Genomic DNA, 16,512 nt, shown 5'->3' with positions numbered 1-16,512 from the left:
TAGTGAGCTAAAAGTTATATTTCACACCAACACGATAACGAAGCTGAAAGTCGTTATCGTACTTGGTGCTGCCGTTAGTGTAGCCACCTTTAGCATCATTCCGGTATGGCAGATAGCCTAATTCTGCATAGGGAACCCACTCTTTATTGACCGGGATCTGCATCACCAGATTGTGCAGATAAGTACGCTGTTTGCCGCGTAAACTGGGGTAATCGGTATCTTTGTACTCAAAGTCATACTCAAGATTAGCCCAGCCAAACTTGTAGCCAAGATAGACGTTACCTTGATGATAATGGCGATTGTCACGCGCGGCGGAAGTGTAGTTCTGAATACCGTAACGGTAGCGTGCGCCAGTATATAACCTCTCGGTTAACAGGTAGATGGCCTTTACTTGTGACTTGTAAGTGGCTGCTTCTGATGCAGACTCCATTACCAGCGCCGGTGTGAGGGTCAAACGATCATCGAATTTATAACTGTAGCTCAGTTCAAACTCATGCCCTTTCGCGTAATTATTTTCGAACAACCGACTATCACCGCTACTGGATTTTGAACCCCATTTCGCCTCTAACGCGAAGCCTAACTGATTGGCAAAACGGTGAGAGATCCTCACGCGATCGGCGTGTTGTTCGGTATCAGCAAGGTACTCATGGCGATAGTCAATTGTGGTTGCTTGCAGTGTGCCGGATACCAATACAGAACAGAGCGATAATAAGGTAAAAACACGGCTGAATTTCATAAAGCTACCCCTTTTATTGAGTGATGCCAGACATGGTGCATCACATTTCAAAAAAAATAAGAGATCTAAAACACAAAAATAAAACATTATTTCATTTAATAAGGTTTAATGTTCTTTATTTGTGTGCTTGCTCATAATTTTTATTGGTACAATTTAAGATATTGATATTATTTGTTTTAATGACATCTCTAAATAGAGCGGTGGGCTATTGGCCGATCTCTGTGCTGCCGAAAGTGCAGTGAGGCGAGTCGTTAGGGGGGCGTAGTTGAGTATTTGTTACATCTACACCAAGGTAGAGAATAGAGCGCGTAACCAACAGGAGAGCTGAATCAGTCAGTTGGCGGGCTGCCGGAAACAGGCCGCTACTGTTGCTGTTGAGCCAGCATGTTTGCCATATTAATCGCTTCGACTAGCTGGTGGTAATCAACCCGAGCAGCACGGCTATCAAGCAGACGTTGCCATAAGCGGCTGGCTTGTGGGTAATCACCCTGAGTAAAAGCGTTGCTTGCTTGTAACATCAAGGCAGAGACCTGATTAGGGTCACGTTGCAGCGCCTGCTCCAAGTAACGAGCAGCGGGAGTGGTTAACTGTCGCCCGGCTTGGTAATAGAGCACGGTGGCGAGTGCAGCGTAAATTTCGGCATTGTCGCCCTGTAGCAGTAGTGCTTGTTGATAGGCGGAAAATGCCAATTCAAACTCATCTTGGTAGAGGTAAAATTGCCCCAATTCGGCCCATAACACGCCATTTTGGGGCTGTTGACCAATTTTTTGTTGCAACGCCAGCAGAACAGCATCGGCTTCGCTGGCTGTAGCCGTTTGTTGCCTCAACGTCTGCTGTTGCTGTGCGCTGATCAGTGGCCGGTGACGTTGGCTCCCCAGATAGAGGCTGAGCGTGACTAGCAACACCGCGCCAATCGACAGTCGTTGAAAATGTTGTCTCATCGGCGGCTCCTAGCTCGCCACAACAGCCAACTGATCGCAGCCAATAGCAGCCCTGGTAGCAGCCAAAGCGCCAACGTGTTGGCACTCAATGCGGGTTGATAACGGACAAAATTACCGTAGCGCTCTGTCATGGCGGCAATCACTTCATGGCGACTCTTGCCCTGCTCCACCATAGTGAAAATCTCATGGCGCATTGCTACCGCTACCGGTGCTGAAGATTCCAGCACATTCTGATTCTGGCACTGTGGACAGCGTATTTGCCCTGCGATTGACAATGCCTTTTTCTGCATCGCAGTTGAAGAGAATGCCCAAGTATCGACGATATCAGCCAGCGCAGGCGCCAGCCAACAGCAGAACAGCATTATCATCAGGATACGCATGGTTTTCTCCGTTGCCAGAGCGCGGCTAATACACCGATAATCATCAATCCTCCTCCCCACCAGATCCAGCGAATGCCGGTTTGCAGATAAAAACGCATTGCGTAACGATCTTCGCCCAGTTTTTCCCCCAGCACCACATACCAGTCATGTAGCAAACTCCAAGCAATACCGGGTTCAAACATCTGCTGCCGTCGTACAGTATAAAAACGGCGTTCAGGCAGCAACTGAGTCACTGCTTGCTCTTGACGTGTCACCTCGATCACCGCTTGTTCAGTAATAAAATTGCCCTGTGACAGCAGATTGATCGAACGGAAGGTAAACTGATAATCCACCAGTTTCACCGTCTCTCCTAACGCAATATTGACACTCACTTCACGTTGCAGCAGCGTAGAACACAAGATACCGGATGCAACCAGCAACACACCGGAGTGCGCAATCCACTGCGGGAGTGAACGCCATGAACTGACAACGATCAGCAGCAGCGCCAACAGACCAAACGGCAACAGAGCGAGATTGAAATAGGGCGCACCAACAGAGATCTGCCCCCAGCCCATCAAACGGTAAAACATCGGGTAGAGCGTGCCAAACAGCACAATCACCGCCACCGCACTGCCCAACAGCAGCACCGCCAGTTGCCGTAATTGTGCTGCGGGCGCGGATTGCTGGATGCGCCAAGCACGCAGTGCATAGATCAGCAGTGCTGCACTGCTAAACAGAGTAAACAGCACCAGTAATGGAAAAGCACGCTGCTCATCCAGCGCAAACGCATGTACCGAAGTCAAGATGCCAGAGCGCACAATCAGCGTTCCGAGCAGGCTAAGGATAAATGTCACCACAGTTAACAGCAGCGACCAATGCATCAACCCACCGGTGCGTTGGCTAACCACGAGGCTGTGTAATAGTGCGGTGGCGGTTAACCAAGGCAGCAGAGAGGCGTTCTCAACCGGATCCCAAAACCACCATCCTCCCCAGCCGAGTTCACTGTATGCCCACCAAGAGCCAAGAATGATGCCAGCGGTAACAAAGCACCATGCCAGAGAGGCGTAACGCAGCGCTTGGTGTGCGATTTGGCGGCTAAATTCGCCTTTGATCAGGGCGGATAGCAGCAGCGCACAGCAGACAGCGAAACCACCGTAACCTAGGTAGAGCAGTGGCGGATGCAAGATCAGACCAATGTGCTGCAACATCGGATTGAGATCACGTCCTTCCAGTGCGGGTGGTAACAGCCTGGCAAACGGATCTGAATAGAGCAGAATAAAGATCAGAAAACCGGCAATCATCAGTGCTAGCAGCGCTAACGTGGTGGCGGATAGCTCCTGGTTGGTACGGTTCGATAGCGCAAAAGCAGCAGACCAGCCAGCCAGACACAATAGCCATAATAACAGTGAGCCTTCATGCCCCCCCCAGAGCGCACCGATTTTCAACAGATTCGGCAACTGGTGATGCCCATGTTGGGCGACATACAACACCGAAAAATCATTAGCGATAAACAACATTAACAGCAGCAGAAAGGCGAGTGCCACCAACAGAAAAATCGCGCCGATCCACCGGCGCACAGGTAACAGTGGCCTGCGGTGGTGAGTCGGCAAAAACAGCGTCACCACTGCCAGCAGCAGTGACGCAACACACGCGAGCAATAACGCTGAAAAACCCAGTTCGGGTAACCACAACCGCACGTTTACCGCCTTATATTGTGATGCCGGTCGAGCACCGGTTAAGCGACCGTCATCTGGCCAGCATAGAGGATAAAGTAACGCAGCATCAACACGCCAATCAGGCTACAACTGCTGATCAACAACAGTTGCCAGCGGGTTTTTCCCCAGTGGCAGAGTGTCAGCAGTAGCGGGGTTAGTAAACCGACAGCAACGACACCGATCCAGAACCACCAACTCCAGAAGCCACCACCCAGTGCGGCAGACAATGCACGTACCTTACCGTCGTCACCGAGCCATAACCCGATAAAAAAGGCAGCTAACAGAAAGATCTCTAGCCACACAACCGGAGTCTCCAACCGATGCAGGAAAGTGACTTCTGGGTGGTGTAGATCTTGCTGTTTGGCACGGATGGCAAAAACCAATAGCGCTACAGCGATTGCGGAGGATAGCCCTGAGAATAGGAACAGTACCGGTAATATGGGGTTGTTCAACAGCGGGTAAGATTTCAGTGCTGACAGCAGAAAACCGGTATAAGCGCCCAGCAGCACGGCACACACCAGCATCACGGTCTCAATCGGGCGCAACAGCGGCAAGCAGCGGGTTAACAGGCGGCTACACCAGCCAAGCCTGGGTAGCCAGCGCTGTTGTAGCTCGCTAAGCTGATCACGGAAAATTAACGCCAGCCAGATCACCAGCACTAACATGTAGAGTTGGAACAGCAGCACCCCCATCGACATCACTGACGTCACACTGTAATGAAACATCAGTTTCCAGAATGTCCACGGACGGGTGAGGTGGAAGATCAGGATCAGCAGGCCGAGCAAGATCGAACTGGGGGCAATAATCAGCGTGGTGCGTAGCACCAGGCTTTGCGCACCGCCCTGATCGGGGTGATAGCGGCGTAGCAGAATAGTCAACGTCACTAAACCGGCAGAGATGCCAATCAGAAACAGATAAATGGCGATTGGCCAGTCCCACACCAGGGAGTCAAAATGGAATGCAGCACTCATTGTTTGATCTCCCCAAACTTAAACGGCACACGATACACCTTTGGACGCGTGCCGAGCGCAATTTTATAGCGGTAAGTTGTTGTCTTCCTTAATAGGCGTGAAATGTCGCTGTTGGGATCATCCAAGTTGCCGAACGTGAGCGCTTGGGTCGGGCAGGAGAGCACACAGGCCGGCAACTTACCTTGGCGCAGATTAGTCTTACGGCAAAAATCACACTTATCAGCAGTTTTGTTGACGGGATGAATAAATCTCACCCGGTAAGGGCAGGCAGCAATACAGTATTGGCAACCGACACAGAGATCTGGGTTGACATCGACAATCCCGGTGGCAGCATCCCGAAAGGAAGCGCCGGTCGGGCAAACATCTACGCAGGGCGCCTGCTCACAATGTTGGCAGGAGTGGCGAAAGAAGCGATATTTCACATCGGGAAACTCACCGATCGGTTCGCTGCGAATAATGGTTAAACGTGAAACCCCTTCCGGCACCTGGTTTACTTCAACACAGGCCGCCATACAGGCATTGCAGCCGATACAGCGTGACTCATCATGTACCATGCCGTAACGCAATCCATTGATATTCATGCTGTAGGCCAGTACCTTTTCTGCCGCTACCGCGCTGGCTGCCAAGGCTCCGACACCAGTAATAAAGCGACGTCGAGAACAACTCATGGCCACTCCTTACCAAAGCGCACAGCGGCCGGGTTGAAGTTGGCATCCTGTTGCTGCTGGCTGTGGCAATCAACGCAGATCTTGATCCGCGTCTTATCATTCAGCTTCTCCATGCGATCTTGTTGTGGGTGTAATTGATGGCAACTGGCGCAAGCGACTTTGCTCAAATGCACATCGTGTGGCCAGAATGCGTTGTGCAACGCCTGGGGCTGATGGCAAGACATACAGACGCTGTTTTGTGTCGCCGCATCATACATCGGATGATTAAAGCGCATTACATCCTTCACCTTTTCTCGATGTAGAGGAGAAGGCTTGCCGTGGCAGTTGGTACAGGTCACCGGGAGATGAGTGTTGGGATTAATCGCATTGCCATGCTTACCATGCATCCCGCGTTTTTCCGGTTTATGGCAGCGCAGGCAGGCATCATCTGGATTACGCTGCAATTCAGCACCCAGGTTTTTTGGTGTACTACCATGCTGGCTGTTTTCTGCCGGCAAAGTTGGGTGTTTGTCTGCTGAAACAGCGTGGCTAGCGGCAGCGAATGCCAGTGATGATGACAGCACGACAGCACAAAGCAAAACCCCATAAGCTAGTAACGAACGCAATACGCGCATATTGACTCCATAATCTTTAATGCTAAACGGACGCCAGCGGATCACTTACCCAGTAACCCAGCATTACGCGCCTGCTCATCCCAGCGAGGAACCACCGTGTTAAGGAATTGCTGCTTTTCTGCATTCAGTTGCTGCATATCCATGCCTAGCGCCAATTGTGCTTTCTCTTTACTGGAAATATCGGGTAGGGCAATTTCATGGCTAATGCCTTTAGTTGCCAATACGCGCGCAAGTTTGGTACGTGCTGAGGCTGCCTTATCGAGTGCAGTGGCAAGCACACGTAATGCGACATCAGGGGCGTGCATATGTACACCGTGCGAGGCGATGGCGTAATCCCAGCGCCATTGCGCATGGCGAATATCCTGTAGGATCGGTTGCATTTCAGCACTGGAAACGCCAGCACTCCAGGCAGCTTTTGCCTCAAAATGCGCGTGAACTAATTGATCTTCAACTTTTAGTTTGATCTCATTGACATCATGCTTACGTTGCGCAACCACTGCTTGCAGGCTGGCTTTGTCCTGTGTATGGCAGTTGGCACAGCTCTGGTCGAAATTATCAAATGGATTACCAATCTTGTGGTCGGTATACACTTTACCGGCGCTGTTTTGTACTTTAGGCATGTGGCAATCGATGCAGGTGACATTGTTCTTGCCATGAATACCGGCACGCCAAGTCTCAAACTCGGGATGTTGTGCTTTCAGCATCGGTGTTTTTGACAGCGGGTGTACCCAATCCGAGAAATTGAGTTTGTCGTAGTAATCCTCCATATCATCAACGCGTGTGCCCTGATCCCACGGGAATTTCACCGCTTTATTTTTACCGCTGAAGTAATACTCAACATGGCATTGGCCACAAACCATCGATTGCTGTGAGAGGCGTCCTTCGCTGTGAAACGATTTACCTAAGGATTGCATCGCCCGATCAGCATATGGGCGTGATAGTGTTAATTCAGGTTTGCCCTGCTTAAAGGCGGCAGAGGCGGTATTGTGGCAGTCGGCACAACCCAACGGGTTAACGATCTCTGGCCCGCCACGCGCCCACTGACCACGAAAATAATGCTCTTCACCCTGTTGGTTAATCACCCGTGCGACATCTGGGCTTTTACAACTCCAGCAGGCCATCGGCAATGGCCCATCTTCGGCTGTTTTCGGTGCTCCAGTGCGTAGCGTCGCGCGCACGTCAGTGAGCGCGAAAGCGTGTCCGCGTGGTTTGTTGTAATCTTTGGCGAAGGCATAACCGGCCCACAAGATCACCAATCGCGGATCTTCTGCCAGCGCATCAACTTGTTTTGACTGTTCAGCGGTGGCACGCCATGACTGATATTGATCTGGCAGGTTGGTGGCGAAGCGTTCACTTCGGGTTTCAATCGTTGCTGTGGATTGGGGGGCATTGGCTTGTGCCAACAGGCTTGATGGCAATAACCCCAAACCAGTGACGGTTAACAGTAGCGGTATATGGTGTAGCTTAAGCATAAGCATCTCATCAAATTAGGCGGTTAGGGCGACGATAACTCATCCTGGTATCGTAATCTTGACTGACGAGTGAAAACTGAGATGAGTATCTTATTGATATTAAAGATGTGATATGGATAACATATGGCAAAAAAAAATTATTGTTCTTAATCAAGTTAAATAAACTCATACAGAATATTTGGTCAAATTTGTGAACTAACAGGTTGTTTGATGATTATTTAAGCTAACAAGTTGATTGTTTTTTAATCTGTAACGGCTTTTCCAGCCAAAATATGGGTTTTGCGCTTAAGGTGATTGCTGACTGATTGAACATCAGTGAAAACGCGGATGGGAAATTTGATCGCGAGTTAACGTTAATCCGGTGTAACCGTTTACTGGCGGGGATGACTCGCTGCTTCTTTGAACCGCAGAAAAAGCCGTAGCGGCGGTTTCATTTTTGGGTATCGTTCGCAATTTGTCGCATTTGGCTTATATTGCGTTAACCATGTTAATCTAGCGCTGGTGCGACTGTGACAGCTTCAGAGGGATGGGTTACTATCGCTGGCTGAATGTGCAACTGGTGATTGCGATGCTGCTCTGTGGGAGGGCTTGCCGTCCAGAAGCAACTCGAATTATTGACAGTATATAAAGAAAAACGTCTGGCTGTGTTCTGTTGCAGGTTGGGTAACAGCGACAGTTTTTTCACCTAAGAGCTAGGGATCATCCAACTACGGTTTGAGGAAATTTGAGTAATGAGTGAATTGACTCATGATGGTGTCGAGCGTTTGGCGCTGCACACTTTTACTGAAAACGCGTATTTAAACTACTCCATGTATGTGATCATGGATCGCGCGTTGCCCTATATTGGCGATGGATTGAAGCCGGTGCAGCGTCGCATCATCTATGCGATGTCTGAGTTGGGGCTTAGCCATAGCGCCAAATTCAAGAAATCAGCCCGTACCGTGGGGGATGTGCTGGGTAAGTATCATCCGCATGGCGATAGTGCCTGTTATGAAGCGATGGTGCTGATGGCTCAACCCTTCTCCTATCGTTATCCGCTGGTAGATGGCCAGGGAAACTGGGGAGCGCCGGATGATCCGAAATCTTTTGCTGCGATGCGTTACACCGAGTCGCGGCTATCAAAATATGCTGAGGTGTTGCTTGGCGAGTTAGGGCAGGGTACGGTCGATTGGGTGGCTAACTTTGATGGCTCGTTGCAAGAACCAAAGATGTTGCCGGCGCGTCTGCCGAATATCCTGCTGAATGGCACTACCGGTATCGCGGTTGGTATGGCGACCGATATTCCGCCGCACAACGTGCGCGAAGTGGCGGCAGCGACCATCGCGCTGTTGGATAAGCCGGAAACGACACTCGATGAACTGTTGCAGTTTGTCCAAGCGCCCGATTTCCCAACCGAAGCCGAAATTATCACGCCACGCGATGAGATACGCAAAATTTACCAGCATGGGCGTGGTTCCATCCGTATGCGTGCGGTGTGGAAAAAAGAGGATGGCAGTGCGGTGATCACTGCATTGCCGCATCAGGTCTCTGGGGCGAAAGTGTTGGAGCAGATCGCCAGCCAAATGCGGGCGAAAAAATTGCCGATGGTGGAAGATCTGCGTGATGAGTCAGATCACGAAAACCCTACTCGCTTGGTGATAGTGCCACGTTCCAACCGAGTCGATCTGGAACAGATCATGGATCATCTGTTTGCTACTACCGATCTGGAGCGCAGCTACCGGGTCAACATGAATATGATCGGTCTCGACAATCGACCTCAGATCAAAGGGCTGGTTGAGATCCTGACAGAATGGCTGACATTCCGACGTGATAAAGTACGTCGGCGATTGAATTATCGTCTGGAGAAGGTGCTCAAACGGTTACATATTCTGGCTGGTTTGCTGATTGCGTTCCTCAATATTGATGAGGTGATCCAGATTATCCGTAGTGAAGATGAACCAAAGCCGCTGTTAATGCAGCGTTTTGGTCTGTCGGATACCCAGGCGGAAGCGATCTTGGAATTGAAATTGCGTCATTTGGCCAAGTTGGAAGAGGTGAAGATCCGCGCTGAGCAGAGTGAGTTGGAGAAAGAGCGTGATCAGTTACAGGCACTGCTGGCCTCGGAACGCAAGCTCAATAATTTGATTAAAAAAGAGATCCAGGCCGATGCGCAGGCTTATGGTGATGATCGTCGTTCACCACTGGCGGAGCGTGAAGAGGCAAAAGCGATGAGTGAACATGCGCTGGTGCCTTCAGAGCCGGTAACGATTGTACTATCTGAAATGGGCTGGGTGCGCAGTGCCAAAGGCCACGATATCGATCCGCGTGGTTTAAGCTATAAAGCGGGCGACAGTTTCCGTGCTGCAGCGCGCGGTAAAAGTAACCAGCCGGTAGTGTTTATTGACTCGACAGGGCGCAGTTATGCACTGGATCCATTGACGCTACCTTCGGCGCGAGGGCAAGGCGAACCGCTTACTGGGAAATTGACCCCACCACCAGGGGCAACGATTGAACAAGTGCTGATGGCAGCAGATGAGCAGCCACTGTTGATGGCTTCTGATGCGGGTTATGGCTTTGTCTGTACCTTTGCCGATCTGGTGGCGCGTAACCGTGCTGGAAAAGGGCTGATTACCCTGCCGGATAAAGCCAAGGTACTAACACCAATAGCGATCGACAACAGCGACAGCATGTTGCTGGCGATCAGCGCACAAGGGCGCATGTTAATGTTCCCGGTCGCTGATTTACCGCAGCTCTCTAAAGGCAGGGGCAACAAGATCATCGCGATCGCTGCTGCGGAAGCAGCCAGTGGAGAGGACAAATTAGTCTGGTTGCTGGTGTTGCCACCACAAACGGCGGTCACTCTCCATGCCGGCAAGCGCAAACTGAAATTATTGCCTGCCGATCTACAGAAATATCGTGCTGAACGAGGGCGTAAGGGCACCTCATTGCCGCGCGGGTTGCAACGGATCGACAGTATTGAGCTTGATATTCCGCCAGCGATGTTGCCACTGGAGATGCCGGAGTAGCCAGTTTTTTGTCTGCCTGCGGCAACAGTGGGCAGAGATTGAGTTAATTGAAGCTGGCGCTAGATAGCTGATTTGTTTGGTTACGGTGTTGATGATTTTGCTCGGTTGTTGGCGGTTTTCAGGCTGATAACTGGGAGGGTGAGGGTTTTATGTTATTAATATTACGCACAATAATTGTTGTTCCTTATGCGATCCTGATCTGTATTTTCGGTTCAGTATATTGTCTGTTTAGCCCGCGTGATCCGCGCCATGTTGCGCTGTTTGCCCATCAATTTGGTCGCTTGTCGACCCTGTTTGGCTTAAAAGTACATCTGCGCAAACCGGCTGATGCCGATCAGTATGGCAATTGCATTTACATTGCCAACCACCAGAACAATTTTGATATGGTGACGGCAGCTAACATGGTGCAGCCACGTACCGTGACAATCGGTAAGAAGAGTTTGGCTTGGATACCGTTTTTTGGTCAGCTCTACTGGTTGAGTGGTAATTTATTGATTGATAGAGATAATCGTGCCAAGGCGCATGGTACAATTGCCCAAGTAGTCGACGCTTTCAAACAGCAGAAAATTTCGATTTGGATGTTTCCTGAGGGAACACGCAGTCGAGGGCGTGGCCTGCTGCCATTCAAAACTGGGGCATTTCATGCTGCGATAGCGGCCGGTGTACCGATTGTGCCGATCTGCATTTCCAGCACTAGCGGTAAAATCAAGCTCAATCGCTGGAATAATGGCCATGCAATTGTGGAAATGTTGCCACCGGTTGATACCAGCCAGTACAGCAAAGAGCGGGTGCGCGAGTTGGCAGCACACTGCCATCAATTGATGCAACAGAAAATAGCACAATTAGATGCAGAAGTTGCAGAGCTTGATGCTGGCAATCGGTAATTGCTGATCGCCCAATCAATTTAACAAGATGCGCCTGCAGCGCAGCGAAACAGCGTGCACGATTGGGCGCGATCAACACAGCGGCAACCTGCGTGCCGCTGTGAAGCCAACATTAGCGGTTAAGAAAATGTTGGAAAATTGCCTGCCTATGGGTATTATCGCCGCCCTGCGGTCACTCACCCTGTACAAGAGCATTCGTCATGAGCACTACCAGCCTGATCCAACCTGAGCGTGAACTGTTTTCTTATCAACCTTACTGGGCCGAATGTTTTGGCACCGCGCCTTTTTTACCAATGTCACGCCAAGAGATGGATCAACTCGGCTGGGATAGCTGTGATGTGATCATCGTTACCGGTGACGCGTATGTTGACCACCCCAGTTTTGGTATGGCGATCATCGGTCGAATGCTGGAAGCGCAAGGTTTTCGTGTTGGCATTATTGCGCAGCCAGACTGGAGTAACAAAGACGACTTCATGCGTTTGGGTAAACCGAATCTGTTTTTTGGTGTGACGGCAGGCAACATGGATTCGATGATCAACCGTTATACTGCCGATCGTAAATTGCGCCATGATGACAGCTACACCCCTGATAATGTTGCCGGTAAGCGGCCAGATCGCGCGACGCTGGTCTACAGCCAGCGCTGCCGCGAAGCGTATAAGCAGGTGCCGATCATTCTAGGGGGAATTGAAGCCAGTCTGCGTCGGATAGCGCATTATGATTACTGGTCAGACAGTGTGCGTCGTTCGGTGCTGGTTGATGCCAAAGCCGACATGCTGATTTACGGTAACGGTGAGCGTCCGCTGGTCGAGTTGGCACACCGCTTGGCGGCCGGTGAGAAAATTGAAGATATCCGTGACATTCGTAATACCGCCATTCTGTGCAAACAGCCTTTGCCTGGTTGGCAAGGGGTCGATTCAACGCGTTTGGATAAACCGGGGCGTATTGATCCGATCGCTGATCCCTATGCAATGCCGGTGGGGTGCAGTGATAGCAGTAGCGAAGAGGTGGTAGCAAAACCGGTCAGCGTGCGTGCTGCCAAGCCTAAACCGTGGGAAAAGACCTATGTCCTACTTCCTTCTTATGAGAAGGTGAAGGCCGATAAAGTACTGTATGCACATGCTTCACGCATTTTGCACCATGAGACCAATCCCGGTTGTGCACGGGCATTGATGCAGAAGCACGGCGATCGCTATATCTGGATCAATCCACCCGCCATTCCACTCAGTACCGCCGAGATGGACAGTGTGTTTGCGTTACCCTATCAGCGTGTGCCACACCCAGCGTATGGTCAGGCGCGTATACCCGCTTATGAGATGATCCGCTTCTCAGTCAATATTATGCGTGGCTGCTATGGCGGCTGTTCATTCTGCTCGATTACCGAACATGAGGGGCGCATTATTCAAAGCCGCTCTGAAGATTCGATCATTGCCGAGATTGAACAGATACGCGACAAGGTGCCTGGTTTTACCGGGGTGATTTCAGATCTTGGCGGCCCAACGGCCAATATGTATATGTTGCGCTGTACCAACCCGCGCGCGGAACAGACCTGTCGCCGTGCATCGTGTGTTTATCCTGAAATTTGTACTTACATGGATACCAACCACGAGCCGACGATCAAACTCTACCGTCGCGCACGTCAGCTAAGCGGGATCAAGAAGATCTTGATTGCCTCAGGTGTGCGTTATGATCTGGCGGTTGAAGATCCACGTTACATTAAGGAGTTGGCACTGCATCATGTCGGCGGATATCTGAAGATTGCACCTGAGCATACCGAGCCTGGCCCACTATCGAAAATGATGAAGCCGGGTATTGGCAGCTACGATCGTTTCAAACAGTTGTTTGACCAATACTCCAAGCAGGCAGGTAAAGAGCAGTATCTGATCCCCTATTTTATCGCAGCGCATCCTGGCAGTCGTGATGAGGATATGGTCAATCTGGCGCTGTGGCTGAAGAAAAATCGTTTTCGGCTCGATCAAGTGCAAAACTTCTACCCCTCACCCATGGCGAGTGCGACTACCATGTATTACAGCGCTAAAAATCCATTGGGCAAGGTGGACTATAAAAGCGAAGCGGTATTTATTCCGCGTGGCGAGCGCCAACGGCGGTTGCAGAAAGCGTTATTACGCTATCACGATCCGTTGAACTGGCCGTTGATCCGCAGCGCGCTGGAGGAGATGGGGTTGAAGCATCTGATCGGCTCGCGGCGTGAGTGTTTGGTGCCTGCGCCAACGCTCAATGAGCAGCGTGAGGCAAAACGACTGTTGCGCCAGACGCGTCCCGCATTGACTCGACACAGTGATATCAGGCAGCAGCAGAGACCGACTGAGCGACTAAAACGTCAACTGTTACAGAGCAAGAAAGTTAACACTTAAGGATAATAGATGAATTTTTGATTTTTTTATTACCAAAAGATATATCTAATCGTTGATTAGTAATAAAGAAAAAGGCAGTGTGCAAAATTCTAGTTAACTGCATCACAAATTTTGATGAATCTTTTAACACGAACGCTTACATCTGCTAATCTATGTTCAATGTTACTCCTAAGCATGGTTACAGAGCACTTGCCCGAGTATCTAGCTCGGTTTAAGTTTGGTTCGGTGAGGTCAGCGTGCGGTGGTCAGCACGCGACGCAACCGGTCAAAAATAAGTAAAACCGATACGCAGGTGCACGATTTCCCTGGTGTTGGCGCAATGTTCGCGCACCCCGACTGAAGTCGGGGTCATTTTTTTTCTACGCTCTCAACCCATGCACGCAGTGCCGCAACATCATCTCGCCAGCTTGATTTCAACTCGTCGACCCAATCTTGTACATTGTTCCACCAAGCCGGTAGTGTCGGTGTCTGGATCTGTTGTGCTAATTGTTGAAGATGCTTTAATCCGATAGAGCCTGCTGCTCCCTTAATTTTATGCCCCTCTTCAGTGATGCCCGATTGATCACGTGCGGTCATATTCGAATCGAGCACGGCCAGATATTTCGGCATCATCTGTTCAAACAGGGTCAGGCTTTGGTGGATCAGTTGTGGGCCGACCAACTCCAAATACTGCTCAAGCATTGCAGTGTCGAGTAACGGTTCACTGGCTGGAGCCAGTTGTGGACGCACTTTGTCAGCGCTATGAGACGCTGGGTGATGCCAGTGGTGCTGGATCATCGCAGTTAAAGCAGGAACGGAAAGCGGTTTACTCAGTACATCATCCATGCCTGCATCAAGATACTCTTTTTTATCTTTTAACACGTTAGCAGTGAGAGCAATCAGCGGTGGTAGCATCTGATTGGCATAACGCTGATGTAATGCGCGTGCTATATCTAGCCCAGTCATATCAGGCAATTGAATATCCAGCAGTACCAGATCAAATTCATCGGGGCTGAACATCTCTAATGCAGCTTGCCCGGTCATGGCGACTTCAACACTGTTGCCCAGTTTTTCCAGTACTGAGCGTGCAACGATCACGTTCAGTTCAATGTCTTCTACTAGCAGAATATGCAGAGTTGGTAGCAACAACTCTTCATTCGGCTGCTTCTGTTCTGGTAATACGCTGCTTTCAGGAATGGCAACTGTCAAACTGAAGCAGGAGCCTTGGCCTTGATGGCTACTGACACTAATATCGCCGCCCATAATTTGTGCTAACCGTTTAGACACGGCCAGCCCGATACCGGTACCGGTGGCCGGACGACCACCATTCTGATCTTTGACCTGGTAGTACATGGCAAAGATTTTCTCCTGCTCATCTGGTGGAATACCAATCCCGGTATCTTCAACGTCAAACAGCAACTGATTCGGCTGTGGGCTACGCACACGTACTGTGATTTGCCCTTGCTCGGTGAATTTCACTGCATTGCCAATCAGGTTCCATAAAATTTGCCGCAAGCGGGTACCATCAGCAAAAATTCTTGTCGGTAGTGGTGCTTGTGGTTCCAGCACGAACTGTAATTTTTTCGGTTGCACTAACAGGCCAGAGAGATTTTCCAGATCAGAGAGGAACCCGGTAAAGTCAAGCCATTGATTGTCAAGCTGGACTTTACAGCGCTCAAGTTTATCCATTTCAATGATATCATTGAAAATATTACCGAGAGTGATGGCGCTGACGTGGATGGTCTTTAAGTATTTTAGCTGTTCATCGTTCAACGCAGTGTCGAGTAGAATACGACTCAAACCGACAATACCGTTTAGCGGAGTACGCAACTCGTGGCTGATGGTGGAGATAAATGTGGTTTTCTCGCGGCTGGCATTCTCAAGCGCATCCTGATAGCGTTTGCGTTCGGTAATATCACGACCAAAGCCCATCAGCCCATGACGCTGCCCAGCGCTATCGTAAAATGGCACCTTACGTAGCTCAAAGCAGGCTTTGCGGCCATCAGGGTAGACCAGCCACTGTTCATAAGTGAGTGAGACGTTGTGATAAAACACCTTTTCGTCAGTCTCGATCACCTTTTCAGCGACATCGGATGTGTAGACATCGAACGGTGTCAGACCAACCAGTTGCTTTTCACTCTTGCCCAATAGCAACTCCATTGCGCGGTTACAGCAAGAGAACTGTTTCTCTTCGTTACGGTAGTAAACTAAATCCGGTGAAGCATCAAGGAATGAGCGTAATAAAGCGGACTGTTGCCCCAGTTCAACCTGCGCTCTTTCACGCTGTTTGATCTCTTGTGTTAATTTATCCATCGCTTGCTGACGCTCTTGCTCTGCTTTGATACGAACAGCAATCTCCTGGTTAAGCTGGTGAATGTTTTCCTTCATTTGCTGATTTAATGTCTGATTACGCTGGCAGAGCTGTTCAAGCTCCTCCACCAGACGAGCCAAATGCTGGCGTGACTCTTCCAGTTGTTCAACCATTACTGACAGAAAGTAGACCGCCCAAGGGGTGATCAGCAGAGCAACCAAAATTGATGAGACAAAATCCAGGCTCTCTAATTGGCCTCGCAGTAATAGCATGACGGCGATCTGTACCACCATCACCAGTAATACCAGCGCAGAGGCCAGTAGCAGAGAAAAGCGTAGCAATCCCAACCTGACCATCACATCAACGTAATACTGCGCCAACATCCTAATTTGTTTCATCAGTGATCCTCCGTAGAGACTATTTTGCCTATCATACGGTAAAAGTGGAGAGAGATAAAAAATGGTGCAGATGACCGTTTTGCCGTT

12 protein-coding genes are annotated in these 16,512 nt (G+C 50.1%); 3 read left to right on the top strand and 9 right to left on the bottom strand.

The window, feature by feature from the left end; all coding sequences use genetic code 11:
• Positions 1–7: 7 nt before the first annotated feature.
• The 8 genes from EOJ37_RS01520 to nrfA form a co-directional block, all read right to left on the bottom strand.
• Positions 8–736, bottom strand: a complete 729-nt coding sequence (locus tag EOJ37_RS01520; RefSeq protein ID WP_162473640.1) for an oligogalacturonate-specific porin KdgM family protein — start codon at positions 734–736, stop codon at positions 8–10.
• Positions 737–1,098: 362 nt separating this feature from the next.
• On the bottom strand, positions 1,099–1,677 hold the full coding sequence (locus EOJ37_RS01515; protein WP_127956929.1) for a TPR domain-containing protein: 579 nt from the start codon (positions 1,675–1,677) through the stop codon (positions 1,099–1,101).
• Positions 1,674–2,057 (bottom strand): cytochrome c-type biogenesis protein CcmH, encoded by a 384-nt coding sequence (locus EOJ37_RS14595; protein WP_240651649.1) that lies wholly within the window; start codon positions 2,055–2,057, stop codon positions 1,674–1,676. Before EOJ37_RS14595 ends, EOJ37_RS01515 begins: the two co-directional genes overlap by 4 nt.
• Positions 2,045–3,733, bottom strand: a complete 1,689-nt coding sequence (nrfE, locus tag EOJ37_RS01510; RefSeq protein WP_170174621.1) for a heme lyase NrfEFG subunit NrfE — start codon at positions 3,731–3,733, stop codon at positions 2,045–2,047. The genes EOJ37_RS14595 and nrfE overlap by 13 nt, the downstream gene beginning before the upstream one ends.
• A 38-nt stretch (positions 3,734–3,771) precedes the next feature.
• Positions 3,772–4,722: a cytochrome c nitrite reductase subunit NrfD gene (gene nrfD / locus EOJ37_RS01505; protein WP_127956927.1), complete on the bottom strand. Its 951-nt coding sequence runs from the start codon at positions 4,720–4,722 to the stop codon at positions 3,772–3,774.
• Positions 4,719–5,390: a cytochrome c nitrite reductase Fe-S protein gene (gene nrfC, locus EOJ37_RS01500; protein WP_127956925.1), complete on the bottom strand. Its 672-nt coding sequence runs from the start codon at positions 5,388–5,390 to the stop codon at positions 4,719–4,721. Before nrfC ends, nrfD begins: the two co-directional genes overlap by 4 nt.
• The gene (nrfB, locus tag EOJ37_RS01495) at positions 5,387–6,004 is read right to left on the bottom strand and encodes a cytochrome c nitrite reductase pentaheme subunit (RefSeq protein ID WP_127956923.1); all 618 of its coding nucleotides are present in this window, start codon (positions 6,002–6,004) and stop codon (positions 5,387–5,389) included. Before nrfB ends, nrfC begins: the two co-directional genes overlap by 4 nt.
• 41 nt (positions 6,005–6,045) lie before the next feature.
• Positions 6,046–7,482 (bottom strand): ammonia-forming nitrite reductase cytochrome c552 subunit, encoded by a 1,437-nt coding sequence (nrfA, locus tag EOJ37_RS01490; protein WP_127956920.1) that lies wholly within the window; start codon positions 7,480–7,482, stop codon positions 6,046–6,048.
• A 725-nt stretch (positions 7,483–8,207) separates the two neighbouring features.
• On the opposite strand from nrfA, the gene parC reads away from it, so the two are divergent.
• The 3 genes from parC to EOJ37_RS01475 all read left to right on the top strand — a co-directional run bounded on the left by parC (position 8,208) and on the right by EOJ37_RS01475 (position 13,737).
• Entirely contained in the window at positions 8,208–10,481 is a 2,274-nt protein-coding gene (parC, locus tag EOJ37_RS01485; protein ID WP_127956918.1) for a DNA topoisomerase IV subunit A, read from the top strand.
• A 149-nt stretch (positions 10,482–10,630) separates the two neighbouring features.
• Positions 10,631–11,365 carry a 1-acylglycerol-3-phosphate O-acyltransferase gene (locus EOJ37_RS01480; RefSeq protein WP_127956916.1) on the top strand — a complete coding sequence of 245 codons (735 nt, stop codon included), beginning with the start codon at positions 10,631–10,633 and terminating at the stop codon, positions 11,363–11,365.
• Positions 11,366–11,565: 200 nt separating this feature from the next.
• Positions 11,566–13,737 carry a YgiQ family radical SAM protein gene (locus tag EOJ37_RS01475; protein ID WP_127956914.1) on the top strand — a complete coding sequence of 724 codons (2,172 nt, stop codon included), beginning with the start codon at positions 11,566–11,568 and terminating at the stop codon, positions 13,735–13,737.
• Between the two features lie 348 nt (positions 13,738–14,085).
• Here EOJ37_RS01475 and arcB read toward each other — a convergent pair whose 3' ends face one another.
• Positions 14,086–16,425 carry an aerobic respiration two-component sensor histidine kinase ArcB gene (arcB, locus tag EOJ37_RS01470; protein WP_127956911.1) on the bottom strand — a complete coding sequence of 780 codons (2,340 nt, stop codon included), beginning with the start codon at positions 16,423–16,425 and terminating at the stop codon, positions 14,086–14,088.
• Positions 16,426–16,512: the final 87 nt, after the last annotated feature.

Origin of the sequence: Serratia microhaemolytica (assembly GCF_004011885.1) — a bacterium.
Lineage (GTDB): Bacteria > Pseudomonadota > Gammaproteobacteria > Enterobacterales > Enterobacteriaceae > Serratia_G > Serratia_G microhaemolytica.
Note: the sequence above shows the minus strand (reverse complement) of the source record. Positions and strands in the feature narration are given on the sequence as shown.